The organism is Variovorax sp. AC194, from assembly GCF_979257995.1.
The window spans coordinates 1,815,003-1,828,403 of record NZ_OZ409823.1 but is presented as its reverse complement, the minus strand read 5'-3'; the positions used below and the strand labels follow the sequence as shown (position 1 = coordinate 1,828,403).

General features: G+C 69.8%; 12 protein-coding genes. 7 read left to right on the top strand and 5 right to left on the bottom strand.

The window, feature by feature from the left end; all coding sequences use genetic code 11:
• Positions 1-85 precede the first annotated feature (85 nt).
• Positions 86-2,581, top strand: a complete 2,496-nt coding sequence (locus ACZYRS_RS08855; protein ID WP_463418919.1) for a DUF6351 family protein — start codon at positions 86-88, stop codon at positions 2,579-2,581.
• 42 nt (positions 2,582-2,623) lie between these two features.
• On the opposite strand, the gene ACZYRS_RS08850 is transcribed toward ACZYRS_RS08855, so the two are convergent.
• Positions 2,624-3,424 (bottom strand): IclR family transcriptional regulator domain-containing protein, encoded by an 801-nt coding sequence (locus ACZYRS_RS08850; protein ID WP_463418918.1) that lies wholly within the window; start codon positions 3,422-3,424, stop codon positions 2,624-2,626.
• Between the two features lie 82 nt (positions 3,425-3,506).
• Here ACZYRS_RS08850 and ACZYRS_RS08845 point away from each other — a divergent pair, with 82 nt between their 5' ends.
• Genes ACZYRS_RS08845 through ACZYRS_RS08825 form a run of 5 tightly spaced genes read left to right on the top strand, consistent with a single transcriptional unit; the run spans position 3,507 to position 8,219 of the window.
• Positions 3,507-4,487, top strand: a complete 981-nt coding sequence (locus tag ACZYRS_RS08845) for a Bug family tripartite tricarboxylate transporter substrate binding protein (protein WP_463418917.1) — start codon at positions 3,507-3,509, stop codon at positions 4,485-4,487.
• Positions 4,488-4,508: 21 nt separating this feature from the next.
• Positions 4,509-5,753 (top strand): Rieske 2Fe-2S domain-containing protein, encoded by a 1,245-nt coding sequence (locus tag ACZYRS_RS08840; RefSeq protein WP_463418916.1) that lies wholly within the window; start codon positions 4,509-4,511, stop codon positions 5,751-5,753.
• Positions 5,754-5,788: 35 nt separating this feature from the next.
• Complete coding sequence (locus tag ACZYRS_RS08835; RefSeq protein ID WP_463418915.1) at positions 5,789-6,253, top strand: aromatic-ring-hydroxylating dioxygenase subunit beta; 465 nt, start codon at positions 5,789-5,791, stop codon at positions 6,251-6,253.
• 2 nt (positions 6,254-6,255) lie between these two features.
• Positions 6,256-7,209 carry a PdxA family dehydrogenase gene (locus tag ACZYRS_RS08830; protein WP_463418914.1) on the top strand — a complete coding sequence of 318 codons (954 nt, stop codon included), beginning with the start codon at positions 6,256-6,258 and terminating at the stop codon, positions 7,207-7,209.
• On the top strand, positions 7,206-8,219 hold the full coding sequence (locus tag ACZYRS_RS08825) for an FAD-binding oxidoreductase (protein ID WP_463418913.1): 1,014 nt from the start codon (positions 7,206-7,208) through the stop codon (positions 8,217-8,219). Before ACZYRS_RS08830 ends, ACZYRS_RS08825 begins: the two co-directional genes overlap by 4 nt.
• 37 nt (positions 8,220-8,256) lie before the next feature.
• Here ACZYRS_RS08825 and ACZYRS_RS08820 read toward each other — a convergent pair whose 3' ends face one another.
• Entirely contained in the window at positions 8,257-9,714 is a 1,458-nt protein-coding gene (locus tag ACZYRS_RS08820; RefSeq protein ID WP_463418912.1) for an MFS transporter, read from the bottom strand.
• Between the two features lie 84 nt (positions 9,715-9,798).
• The gene (locus ACZYRS_RS08815; RefSeq protein ID WP_463418911.1) at positions 9,799-10,185 is read right to left on the bottom strand and encodes a hypothetical protein; all 387 of its coding nucleotides are present in this window, start codon (positions 10,183-10,185) and stop codon (positions 9,799-9,801) included.
• A 113-nt stretch (positions 10,186-10,298) separates the two neighbouring features.
• Here ACZYRS_RS08815 and ACZYRS_RS08810 point away from each other — a divergent pair, with 113 nt between their 5' ends.
• A complete protein-coding gene (locus ACZYRS_RS08810) occupies positions 10,299-11,225 on the top strand; it encodes an AraC family transcriptional regulator (RefSeq protein ID WP_463418910.1) in 927 nt (308 codons plus the stop codon).
• A gap of 9 nt (positions 11,226-11,234) precedes the next feature.
• Here ACZYRS_RS08810 and ACZYRS_RS08805 read toward each other — a convergent pair whose 3' ends face one another.
• A complete protein-coding gene (locus ACZYRS_RS08805) occupies positions 11,235-12,281 on the bottom strand; it encodes an extracellular catalytic domain type 1 short-chain-length polyhydroxyalkanoate depolymerase (RefSeq protein ID WP_463418909.1) in 1,047 nt (348 codons plus the stop codon).
• 141 nt (positions 12,282-12,422) lie between these two features.
• Entirely contained in the window at positions 12,423-13,343 is a 921-nt protein-coding gene (gene ppk2 / locus ACZYRS_RS08800; RefSeq protein WP_463418908.1) for a polyphosphate kinase 2, read from the bottom strand.
• Positions 13,344-13,401 lie beyond the last annotated feature (58 nt).

Below are 13,401 nucleotides of genomic sequence, written 5' to 3'. Positions count from 1 at the left end.
TCCATGTCCAAGGCGCGCGCCGCCTCGTTCGGGCCGGCCGGCCCGAAGGGCGTGCGCTGCAGCGCAGGACAGGAGACAAAAAACCATGACAACAAGACCGACGCGCGCGCCGATGCGCATTCCCCGACAGATGCGCCTGGCCGGTTCGACGGCGAGCCTGTCCCTGCTGCTTGCCGCTTGCGGCGGCGGTGGTGGCGGCGGCGGGTTCCCCTGGAACTTCGGGAACGGCGGCGGTGGTGGCAGCGGCGGCGACGGCAGTGCCACCGGCCACATGGAAGTGCGCACGCTCTCGACCCGCGCCGACCTGGTCAGCGACGGCGACGTGCTGGTCGAGCTGGTGCCCGAAGGCGGCAATGCCGGCGGCCTGAAGGTCACGCTGAACGGCAAGGACATCACCGATGCGTTCGCCCGGCGCGCCGACGGCCGCATCACCGGGCTGGCCACGGGCCTCGCGGTAGGACCGAACACGATCAAGGCGAGCACCAAGCTCAACCGCGAAGCCACGCTCACGGTCGTCAACGCGCCGCGCAGCGGGCCGGTGCTCTCGAGCACGCAATTCACGCCGTACGTCTGCGCCACGCCGGCGCCCACGGCCGGCGCGGGGGCGACGCCCGCGTCGAACGCCAGCGGCCTCTCGACCAGCGCCACCGATGCGCAGTGCAGCATCGCCACCGAGTTCAAGCTCTTCTATCGCACGCTCACCCCCGTGACGGCGGCGCCGGGCGACGGCGGCTGCGCGTTCGTGCTGCCAGACCCCAGCCCCGCCACCGCGGGCGGGCCCGTTCCTCCGACGCCGGCCAACTCGTGCCTGCAGCGTTATGTGGCGGGCACCACGTCCGCATCGGCGGTCGCGAGCACCACCACGACGACCGGCGCAAAGGTGCCCTACATCGTTCGCGTGGAGCGCGGCACGATCAACCGCGGCATCTACGACATCGCCGTGCTGTTCGACCCGGCCGCCCCCTGGACCGCGACCGCTCCGCAACCGCAGTGGAACCGCAAGCTCCTCTATTCGTTCGGCGCGGGCACCGGCTTTCCGCGGCTGCAGTTCCGCTCGTCGCAGAACTGGGCCGACGATGCGGCGCTGTCGCGCGGCTTCATGGTCGTGGACAACAGCATGACCGACTCCCAACTCAACGGAAACCGCTACCTGGTGGCCGAGACGACGCTGATGATGAAAGAGCACGTCATCGACAGCTACGGCGAGGTGCTCTACATGATGGGCAACGGCGGCTCGGGCGGCGCGATCAACCAGAACAGCGTGGCCTCGCTGCTGCCCGGCGTGATCGACGGCACGCAGCTGGGCGTGGACTTCGCCGACTCCGAGACGACCGCGATGGAGGTGATGGACTGCGTGCAGCTGGTCAACTTCTACCAGTCGCCTGCGTGGACGGCCCTGCAGGCGGGCGCGACCCCGGTGCAGGTCAACGCGAAGAAGAAAGCGATCAACGGGCACCTGGACCACACCGCCTGCCACGGTTGGCTCACCTTCTTCGGCGGCCTCCTGAAAGCCGGCAACTACACGCCGCTGGCCGTGGCCGACAACGCCACCGGCGCGATCGTGCCGAGCGGCGCGCCGACCAACAACTGCCAGCTCCCGGCCTCCCTGGTCTACGACCCCGCGGGCAATCCCACGGGGCCGCGCTGCGGCATCACGGACGGCGCATCGAGCGTCTACGGCACGACGGCCAACGCGCTCGCGCCCAGCGGCGTGCGCGGGCTGAGCAACCTGGACAACGTGGGCATCCAGTACGGCCTGAAGGCGCTGAAGTCGGGCGCGATCTCGGCGGAAGAATTCGTCACGCTCAACGAGAAGGTCGGCGGCCAGGACACGGACGGCAACCTCTCCACCGCGCGCGCCGTGGCGGATGCCGATTCGCTCTCGATCGCCTACCGCGCCGGGCTCGTCTCGCCCGGCGGCAATCTCGCCAAGGTCGCGACGATCGACCTGCGCGCCTACGACGAGACCTACAACCTTCCGATCGGCCAGGCCGGCATCCACCAATACTGGCGCAGCTACGCGCACCGGGCCCGCATCGATGCGGCGGCCGGCGGGCATGCGAACCATGCGCTGTGGCGCTTCGGTCCGGCGGGCACGCCGCCTTCCATTCCCGTCGAAGCGTTCCTCGCGATGGATGCGTGGCTCACGGGCCTCGTGACGGCGAGCCCGAAGGAATGGACCAACGCGGAGCGCACGCAGCAGCAGGTGGCCGCCGCGAAGCCGGCATCCGCATCGGACCTGTGCTACCTGTCGGCCGACACGACGTTCTCCACCAAGGTGCTGAACACGGCGACCTGCGATGCCGACCCGGTGCTCTTGCCGCAAGGCTCGCCGCGCCAGGTCGCCGGCGGACCGCTCGCGGAAGACATCCTGAAGTGCCAGCTGAAGCCGCTGGCCGCGGCCGACTACGCGCCCGTCACCTTCTCGCCGCTCCAATGGTCGCGCCTGCAGGCGGCCTTCGCGCAAGGCGTGTGCGACTGGAGCAAGCCGGGCGTGGGGCAGGTGCAGACGGCGGCGCCGATGACCTTCAGGGGCGGTGCCGGCGGCAAGCCGCTGGGGCCGCGGCCGGCGAGTTCGTGACCTTCGTGACCTTCGTGATCGGCCGCGCGCCGCACGCCTGATTCACGCGGCGTGCAGCCGCGTCACCAGGCTGCCGGCCGCCTTGCGCAACGCGGGCAGGAAGGTTTCGCGCACCTCCGCCAGCGTCATGCGTTCGGCGCGCACGGCGATGCTCATCGCCGCCATGACCTGGCCCGCGCGGTCGAACACGGGCACGGCCATCGAGCGCACGTCCAGTTCGAGTTCGCCGTCGTTGCTGGCGTAGCCCTCCTCGCGGCAACGCGCGACGAGCGCCAGCACTTCATCGGCATCGGTGACGGTGCGTGGGCTCAGGCGCGGTCGCGGCATGGCATGCACGCGCCGCGCCGCTTCGTCGGGCGGCAAGCCCGCGAGCAGCACGCGCCCCAGTGCCGCGCAGTACGCGGGCAGCCGCGAACCGATGCCCAGCCCCGTGCTCAGGCTGCGCCGCGCGGTCGAGCGCGCGATGATGATCGCGTCGTCGCCCTGCAGCATGGCCAGCGACGCCGACTCGCGCGTGCGCTCGGACAGCGCATCGAGCAGCGGCTGCGCGAGCGACGGCGCGGGCCGCGAAGCGAGGTACGCGTGCGCCACCAGCAGCGCCTTCGGAAGCATCCAGAAGCGCTTGCCGTCGCTGTCGAGGTAGCCCAGCGTCTGCAGCGTGAGCAGCGAGCGGCGCGCCGATGCCGGCGAGCTCTGCGTGAGCCGCCCCACTTCCGACACCGTGAGGCGGCTGTGCTGGCGGCCGAAGCAGGTCAGCACGTCGAGGCCCTTTTGCAGCGAGGCCACGAAATTCTTGTCGGGTGTGGCCTCCTCGCTAGGAGAACTCGCCTGGTTTTTGCGCATTGCGCAAATCTAGCTTGTTGCGCACGCCCTGGCAAAGAGACACTGGAATCCCCTCGATGCACGAAGAACACGGAGACAGCCAATGTTCCAGAGACTCACCCGGCGCACGCTTGCGCTGCTGGCCTGCGCTTGCCTGACAGGCTTGCTCCAGGCGCAGGCCCACGCACAGAACGACAACAAGATCGCACGCCTCGTGGTGCCCTTCCCCGCCGGCGGCACCGCCGACATCCTGCCCCGCGTGGTGGCCGACAAGCTGCGCGATTTGTACCCCGCGGGCGTGGTGGTGGAGAACCGCACCGGCGCGGGCGGCAACATCGGCGCCGACGTGGTCTACCGCGCCGAGCCCGACGGCAAGACACTGCTGGCCTCGCCGCCCGCGCCCATCGCCATCAACCAGCACCTGTACAAGAAGCTCGCGTTCGACCCGACGCGCTGGGTGCCCGTGACCGTGCTGGCCACCGTGCCCAACGTGCTGGTGGTCAACCCCAAGCTGCCGGTGCACAACGTGGCCGAGTTCATCGCCTACCTGAAGGCCAACCCCGGCAAGGTGAGCTTCGCCTCGCAGGGCAACGGCACCACCTCGCACCTGACGGCCAGCCTCTTCATGCAGCTCACGGGCACCGAGATGACGCACGTGCCGTACAAGGGCACCGCGCCCGCGCTGGTCGATCTCATCGGCGGGCAGGTGGACGTGTTCTTCGACAACGTCTCCTCGTCGCTGCAGTTCGAGCGCACCGGCAAGGTCCGCATCCTCGCGGTGGCCGACGAGCAGCGCTCCAAGGCGCTGCCCAACGTGCCCACCTTCGCCGAGCAGAAGCTGCCCGCGATGAACGCGGTCACCTGGTTCGCGGTCGTGGCGCCGCCGGGCACGCCCGCGGCCACGGTCGATGCCACGCAGAAGGCGATGGCCGCGGCGCTCGCGCTGCCCGACGTGAAGCAGAAATTCGCCGAGCAAGGCGCCGAGCCGCGCGGCTGGGACAGCGCCCGCACCGGCCAGTTCATCCAGGTCGAATCGGCCAAGTGGCACAAGGTCATCCAGGCCGCCAAGGTCACCATGGAATAAGCGACCCAGCGAAGAACCCTCATGCACAACGACATCCAACCCCAACCGGTCCACTGGTCCGGCCCCGGCCTCACGCGCATTCCGTTCGCCGTGTACAGCGACGCGCAGCTCGCCGCCGACGAGCAGGTGCGCATCTTCCGCGGCCCGGTGTGGAACTACCTCTGCCTGGAGGCCGAGCTGCCCGACGCCGGCAGCTACCGCACCACCTTCGCGGGCGAGACGCCGGTGGTGGTGGTGCGCGACGACGACGGCGAGATCTACGCCTTCGAGAACCGCTGCGCGCACCGCGGCGCGCTGATCGCGCTCGAGAAATCGGGCCGCAGCGACAACTTCCAGTGCGTGTATCACGCGTGGAGCTACAACCGCCAGGGCGACCTCACGGGCGTGGCCTTCGAGAAGGGCGTCAAGGGCCAGGGCGGCATGCCCGCGAGCTTCTGCAAGGAGGCGCACGGCCCGCGCAAGCTGCGCATCGCGAGCTTCTCGGGCCTGGTGTTCGGCAGCTTCAGCGACGACGTGCCCTCGATCGAGGAGTACCTGGGCGAGGAGATCTGCCAGCGCATCGAGCGCGTGCTGCACAAGCCGGTGGAGGTCATCGGCCGCTTCACGCAGGCGCTGCCCAACAACTGGAAGCTCTATGTGGAGAACGTCAAGGACAGCTACCACGCGAGCCTCCTGCACATGTTCTTCACCACCTTCGAGCTCAACCGCCTGTCGCAGAAAGGCGGCGTGATCGTGGACGAGACCGGCGGCCACCATGTGAGCTTCTCGATGATCGACACGGCCGCCGAGAAGGACGCTTCGTACAAGGAGCAGGCCCTTCGCTCCGACAACGACCGCTACCGCCTGAAGGACCCGAGCGTGCTGGCCGGCTTCAAGGAGTACGACGACGGCGTGACGCTGCAGATTCTCTCGGCGTTCCCCGGCTTCGTGCTGCAGCAGATCCAGAACTGCCTGGCCGTGCGCCAGGTGCTGCCCAAGGGCACGGCGCGCACCGAGCTCAACTGGACCTACATCGGCTACGCCGACGACACCCCAGCACAGCGCAAGGTGCGCCTGAAGCAGTCGAACCTCGTGGGGCCCGCCGGTTTCATCTCGATGGAAGACGGCGCGGTCGGCGGCTTCGTGCAGCGCGGCATCGCGGGCGCGGCGGACCACGAGGCCGTCGTCGAGATGGGCGGCGATACGGCCGTCTCCGGCGAAGGCCGTGCCACGGAGGCCTCGGTGCGCGGCTTCTGGAAGGCCTACCGCCAGCACATGGGTGCCTGAGCCCCGAGCCGCATCCGAAGAACGAGGACTCCCACATGATCGACCTGCTGGCGCTGTGCGCCTTCAACGCGGCCTACGCCGACGCCATCGACAGCGATGCGCTGGAGCGATGGCCCGGCTTCTTCACCGAAGACTGCCACTACCGCATCACCCACATCGAGAACGAGCGCGAAGGCCTCGCGGCCGGCATCGTCTACGCCGACTCGCGCGCGATGCTCGAAGACCGCATCGCCGCGCTGCGCGAAGCCAACATCTACGAGCGCCAGCGCTACCGGCACCTGCTGGGCATGCCGCTGGTGCAGAAGGCCGATGCCGAACTCGCGGAGGCGCGCACGCCCTTCCTCGTGGCGCGCATCATGGCCACGGGGCAGACCGAGGTGTTCGCCACCGGCGTCTACCAGGACCGCTTCGTGCGGCACGACGGGCAACTGCGCCTGCAGTCGCGCGTGGCCGTGTGCGACAGCACCGTGACCGACACGCTGCTCGCGCTGCCGCTGTGACCATGCAGGCCCCTTTTTCCCGACAACTCGCGCTGGCCGCCGGCGACCCCAACGGCATCGGCCCGGAGATCGCGCTGAAGGCGCTCGCCGCGCTGCCCGAGGCCGACCGCGCGCGCATCACGCTCTACGGCCCGGCCAGCGTGTTCGAACGCACGGCGGCAGCGCTGGGCATGGCCGCGCTGCTGCGCGACGTGCGGCTCGTGAACGCAGGCGAACTGCCCGCGAGCGCCGCGGTGCCCGGCCGCATCGATGCGGCGGCAGGCGCCTCGGCCGTCGCTTCCGCCACCGCCGCGATGCAAGCCTGCCGGCGCGGCGAGGTCGATGCGGTGGTGGCCTGCCCGCACCACGAGACCGCCATCCACCAGGCGGGCATCGCGTTCAGCGGCTACCCGTCGCTGGTCGCGCGCGTGTGCGGTGTGCCCGAAGACCACGTGTTCCTCCTGCTGGTGGGCGGCGGGCTGCGCATCGTGCATGTCACGCTGCATGAAAGCGTGCGCACCGCGCTCGACCGGCTGACACCGGAACTGGTCGCGCATGCCGTTCGCGCGGGGGCCAAGGCCTGCGCGCTGCTGGGCGCGGCCGATCCGTCGATCGGCGTGTTCGGCATCAACCCGCATGCGTCCGAAGGCGGACTGTTCGGGCCGGAGGACGCGGCCATCGTGGTGCCCGCTGTCGAGACGCTACGCGCCGAAGGCTTTCGCGTGGACGGCCCCGCCGGCGCCGACATGCTGCTGGCGCAACGCAGTCATGACCTCTACGTGGCGATGCTGCACGACCAGGGCCACATCCCCGTCAAGCTGCTCGCACCGCAGGCAGCCAGTGCGCTCAGCATCGGCGCCGACGCGCTGCTCTCGAGCGTCGGTCACGGCAGTGCCATGGACATCGCGGGGCGCGGCATCGCCGATCCGGAAGCCCTGCTGCGCACCATCGCGCTGCTGTCGGGAGGCTTGGCATGAGCCATCGCATCGCCGTCACGGGCAGCGACGTCGCCTTCGAATGCGCCGGCAATGAAAGCGTGCTCGACGCGGCCGCGCGCGCCGGCATCGAACTGCCCTACTCGTGCCGCAAGGGCGTCTGCGGCAACTGCGCCGGCGCGGTGGTTCGCGGCGAGGTGGCGGCCATCGGCACGGGCGCCCTCACCAACGAGACCTGCCTGCCGGACCAGGTGCTGTTCTGCATGTGCGCGCCGCGCGGCGACATCGAGATCGCGCCGACCGCGATGCGCCGCATCGACCCCGCCGCGCGCAAGCGCTTCACGGCGAAGGTGTTTCGCAACGAACTGGCCGCGCCCGACGTGTCGGTGCTGCAGCTGCGCCTGCCCACGGGGCAACGCGCCAAGTTCAGGGCCGGGCAGTACCTGCAACTTTCGCTGCCCGACGGCAGCACGCGCAGCTACTCCATGGCCAACGCGCCGCATGAGAGCGATGCCGTCACGCTGCATGTGCGCCACGTGCCGGGCGGCGCGTTCAGCGCGCGCGTGCCGCGGCTGACGGCCGGCGAGCTCGTCGACATCGAGCTACCCTTCGGCGCGTTCTCGCTGCAGGAGGAACAGGCGCGGCCCGTGGTGTTCGTGGCGGGCGGCACCGGCTTCGCGCCGGTGAAGTCCATCCTGGACGACATGCTCAAGCGGCGCATCGACCGGCCCATCACGCTGATCTGGGCGGCGCGGCAGGCCGACGGCATCTACCTGCGAACGGCGGTCGCGCGTTGGCAGAAGCAATGGCCGCAGATGCGCTTTGTCAGCGCGCTGAGTGACGACGGCGCGGCAGGTGACGGTGACTTCGCGGGTCGTGCCGACGAAGCGTTGCTGGCCACCTGTCCGGACCTGAAGGGACACGAGCTCTATTGCTGTGGCTCGCCGGCGATGGTGAACGCGGTGCGTGACGCGGCGGTGCGGCATCGCGGACTCGACGCGGGCGACTTCCACTCGGATGTGTTCGTCGAAGGACCGGCCGCCCGCTCCTGAGGATGAGAGACGGAACCTCGACGCTTCCGGGCAGCCGCTACCGCACGACTCTGCGATACAGCACGGCCACCAGCAGCGCCGAGGCCGTCAGATAAACCAGTGCAACGCCGAACGCAGCGGCGTAGTTCGCCCCATCGGTCAAAGCGCCGAGCCGCCCATAGAACAGGATGCCGATCAGCGCCACCCCCAGCGCGTTGCTCGCCTGCTGCACCATCGACAGCACACCCGACGCCACGCCCGCATGCTGCGGCGGCAGCCCGGCCAGCACGGTGGACACCAGCGGCGCCATCACCATGCCGAGGCCTGCGCCCTGCAACAGCAACACCGGGACCATCCAGGCGATCAGGTGCGCATGGCCAGGCCATCCCGCGACGTTGACGAACTGCAGCGCATGCCCCGCGGCCAGCACGAGCGCGCCGAGCGCGATGGGCGGCTTGCCGCCGAAGCGGCGTGCGATGCGCGCGCCGGCCATCGAGGTCGCGAAGAAGCCGATCGCCAATGACGTGAAGACGATGCCCGAGGTCAGCGGACCGAGCGCCAGGCCCTGCTGCAGGTAGAGCGCCAGCACGAAGTACAGCGACGCGTTGCCGATGTAGAAGGCCAGCGTGGTGAACAGGCCCATGACGAAGCGGCGGTTCGCGAGCAGCGCGGGCGCCACCAGCGGCGCGCCGCCTGCCGCGGCGAGTCGGCGCTGCTGGAACCCGAAGGCGGCCAGGAGCGGCAACGCTGCCGCGAGGCACAGCCAGCTCCACAGCGGCCAGCCCTGCTCGCGCCCTTCCACCAGCGGCAGCACCACCGCGACGGAGCCTGCTGCAACGATCAGCATGCCGACCAGGTCGAGCTTGCTGTTGCTTGCGTTCCTGAGCGGCGGAATGACACGCGGCGCCAGCGCCAATGCCAGGAGGCCGATGGGCACGTTGATGAGAAAGCACGCGCGCCAGCCCAGCCCCGCCAGGTCGGCATGGATCAGCAGCCCGCCCACCAGTTGCCCCAGCGTGGCGCCGAGCCCCAGCGTGAACCCGTAGGCCGCGAAGGCGCGCGCACGGTCTTCGCCGGTGTAGGCCAGGCCGATCATCGCGAGCACCTGCGGTTGCAGCAGCGCGCCGGCCAGGCCCTGCAGCACGCGGGCCGCCACCAGCCACTCGGCATTCGGCGCGACGCCGCAGGCGGCCGAGGCCAGCGTGAACAGCAAGAGGCCGAGCATGAACATGCGGCGCCGGCCGAAGAGATCGCCGAGCCGGCCGCCGGTGATGAGGCCCGCGGCCGTGGCCAGGCCGTAGCCGGCCACCACCAGCTGCAAGGTCGCGGTGCTCGCGAGCAGCTCGCGCTGCATCGAGGGCAGCGCGACGTTGACGATGAAGAAGTCCAGCACCACCAGGAAGGTGCCGCTGAGCATGACCCACAGGGCGAGCGGGCCGGGCTTCGCCGCGACCGCGCCGTGAATGCCCGGGGAAGAAAGCGATGTCGTAGAAGCGGCGGGGTTGGAAGGGGTCATGTCGGGCTCGAGTGTTGGAGTGACGGCAGCTGGCGGCAATGACCTCCGAGGTAATGGCCGGCCTTCTTTCAGACGATCGGGCGATCAGGCGGTGGGCGTCGGCAGGATGAACTGGTAGTCGATGGCGATGCGGCCGTCTTCGGCCAGCAGCAGGAACTCCAGCCCGACCGCAGCGACCGCACCGCCCGCGGCAGGGACCATCTGCCAATGAAACATCACGGTGTCGCGCAGCATCTGGGCATCGCCGGTGGCGCGAAAGACGAAGCCGGCGTCGCGCACATTCTTTTCGTGCGAGCTGGTGACGCGCTGCACCAGCGCCTCGTAGCCCTTGGCCTGCAGCGTGCGTACGTAGTGCTCGCCCTGCGGCACCCAGAGGCTGGCGATGGCATCGCGGCGGGCGCCTGCGTCCGTCAGGTTCCAGAGGGCGACGTAGCGGTCGGCGAGTTCGGCGAAGTTGGTGTTGGCATTCATGGTCTGCTCCGGGGTTGAGAGAGTGAGACTGCAGTTTCTGCCTCGGGTGGTGGACAGTGAATGCCTGCAAAGCCGACAATCTTGTCCATTCGTCCACCGCCACAGGAGCCTTCTTGGACCCGCTCGACGACGTTTTCGCGGCCATGCGCGTGCGCAGCGCCCTGTATGCCCGGCTCGAAGCCGGCGCGCCCTGGGGCGTGAGCCTGGCCGGCGGCGAGAGCGCGCGGTTCGGCCTCGTGGTGCGCGGCGGCTGCCTGCTGGAAGTCGAGGGCGTGGACCAGCCCGTCGCGCTCGCCGCGGGCGACTGCTATGTGCTGGCGCACGGCACGCCCTACGTGCTGCGCGACCAGCCGAACACGCCCACGGTGAGTTGCGCATCGGTCATTCGCGACCGCATCGGCGGCCTCGTCGAACTCGGCGGAACGGGCACCGCAGCGTCGGTGATCTGCGGCTGGTTCCACTTCGACCAGCGCGCCGCGCGCCCCCTGCTCGACCTGCTGCCGGTGCTGCTGCACGTGAAGATGGAACAGGCCCGTGCCCTCGCGCTGCAGGGCACCCTGCAGTTGCTCGCGATGGAAACCGGCGAGCCCGGCCTGGGCTCCGGCCTGCTCGTGAGCCGGCTGGCCGACATCGTGTTCGTGCAGGCGGTGCGCGCGCACGTCGCGGCCGCCGGCGATTCGCAGACGGGCTGGCTGGCCGCACTGGCCGACGTGCGCATCGGCCCCGCCCTGCGCGCGATGCACAAGGACATGGCGCGCGACTGGACTGTTGAAGCCCTGGCCGCCGCCGCGAGCCTGTCGCGCTCGGCCTTCGCGCAGCGCTTTCGCGAGCGCGTGGGCCAGGCGCCGCTGGAATACCTCACGCAGTGGCGCATGTTCAAGGCCGGCAACATGCTGGGCCAGGGCAACGCGGCGCTGGGCACCATCGCCGGCGCGGTGGGCTATGAATCGGAAGCCGCGTTCAGCAAGGCCTTCAAGCGCGAGAAGGGCATGGCGCCCGGTGCGTGGCGCGCGGCGGCGCGCGAAAGCGTCGCGGCCTGAGAAGCTTCTTCAGGCCGCCTTGGCCGCGTGCCTGAACTGCGTGGTCGCAAAGGCCCAGGTCATGCGCGTGGCATCGGGTCCGGCCGCGTCGCTGAAGAGCAGCCTGGACGCACCGCCGCTCCACGCATGCCCGAGCCCCGCGATCTCGCACAGCGACACCACCGTGCGGCCCTTGCGCTTGAAGTCGGTCACGCGCATCGGGCGGCGCTTGCCGCGCTGCACGTCGCGCGGCAGCCCGGGCCGCGCACCCACGGCCGTCGCCCACACGGCCGCGCTGTTGACGGCGTTGCTCGGCGCCACCACCGCATCGGCATCGCCGTGCAGCACGAGCATCGGCGGCAGCGTCGCGAAGACGGCCGCGGCGCCCATCGCCTTGCCGACCGCGGTGACGGGCATCGGCGGCACGTTCTGGCCGCGCATCGCGCCGAGCGCTGTGGCCGACGATTTCGCGGCGCCGGGCGCCACGCCCGAATGCATGACGACGGCGCGAAAGCGCTGCGGGTAGCGCGTGGCGACCAGCGCCGCCATGCTGGCGCCGGCCGAGAGTCCGGCCAGCGCGATGCGCTCGCGGTCCACGGGGTAGAGCATGCAGGCCTGGTCGACCGCGGCCATCAGCGTCGCGGCTTCGGCGTCGGCCTTGCCGGAGCGGCGCTCGTACCAGTTCCAGCAGCCTTGGGGATGGGCCAGCCGGTCCTGCTCGGGGTAGAGCACCAGGAAGCGCTGGCGCGCCGCGAGCGCGTTCATGCGCGTGCTGGCGGCGAAGTCGCGCCCGGTCTGGCCGCAGCCGTGCAGCATGACCATGAGCGGCAGCTTCTCGCCGGGCTCGAGTTGCAGGCCCGCGGGGCGAAACAGGTGATAGCCGCGCGCCCCGCCCGCGCCGATTGCCATGCCGCTGAGCCAGTCGCCCTTGCCGGGCGGCGGCTTCAGGCGCTTGGCGGTCGCGCGCTGCACCTGGCCCGCCACGCGCTTGCTGTTGCTCAGCGTGATCTTCGTGAGTGCCTTCAGGTTGCGCTGGTAGGCGCGGGCGAAGACGGAAGCGGTGGAACGACGGGCCATGGCGCAGTGTGAAGGCAAAGCGCCGGGCGGCCAAACGAGAGTTCAATCCAGGAACACCGCGGAACCGGCTTTGCCGGCCCGCTGGTGTTGCCCCCTGCAAGGGGGTTGGCGTAGCGACACGAAGTGCGCGAAGACTGGGGGTTAGTAAATCTCCGGAACGATCATGTTGGCGGGCACGGGCTGACGCAGGTAATCGTCATGGCGCACGCGTGCCGGCAGTTCGACCGGCGCATGCGCCACTTCCTGGTAGGGCAGCTGGCCCAGCAGGTGGCTGATGCAGTTCAGGCGCGCCTTCTTCTTGTCGACCGCCTGCACCACCCACCACGGCGCCTCGGGGATGTGGGTGCGCTCCAGCATGATTTCCTTGGCCTTGGTGTATTCCTCCCAGCGGCGGCGGCTCTCCAGGTCCATGGGGCTCAGCTTCCACTGCTTGAGCGGATCGTGGATGCGGCCGAGAAAGCGCATGTGCTGCTCGTCGTCGGTGATGGAGAACCAGTACTTGATGAGCTTGATGCCCGAGCGCACGAGCATCTTCTCGAACTCGGGCACGGTGCGAAAGAACTCCTCGTACTCGTCGTCGCTGCAAAAACCCATCACGCGCTCGACGCCGGCGCGGTTGTACCAGCTGCGGTCGAAGAGCACCATCTCGCCGGCCGCCGGCAGGTGCGCCGCGTAGCGCTGGAAGTACCACTGCGTGCGTTCGCGGTCGTTGGGCGCGGGCAGCGCGGCCACGCGGGCCACGCGCGGGTTCAGGCGCTGGGTGATGCGCTTGATGACGCCGCCCTTGCCCGCCGCATCGCGGCCTTCGAACAGGATGACGACCTTCTGCTTGCTGTGCTGCACCCAGTCCTGCAGCTTGACCAGTTCGCCCTGCAGGCGGAACAGCTCCTTGAAATAGGCCTGGCGCGCGGCCTTGTCGGTCGCGACCACGGCGGCGGGGTCGAGCCCGTCGATGTTGCGGTCTTCGATCTCCAGCTCGAGCTCTTCGTCGTAGCTGTCGATCAGGTCGCGGGCGATGCGTTGCATCAGGTCTTCGTGGTCGGGAAGGGCGCTCGGCAGCATGATGAAGAAGAAGGAAGTGAGAGGAAGAAAAAAGCATGCTGCACGCCCCGTATGACTG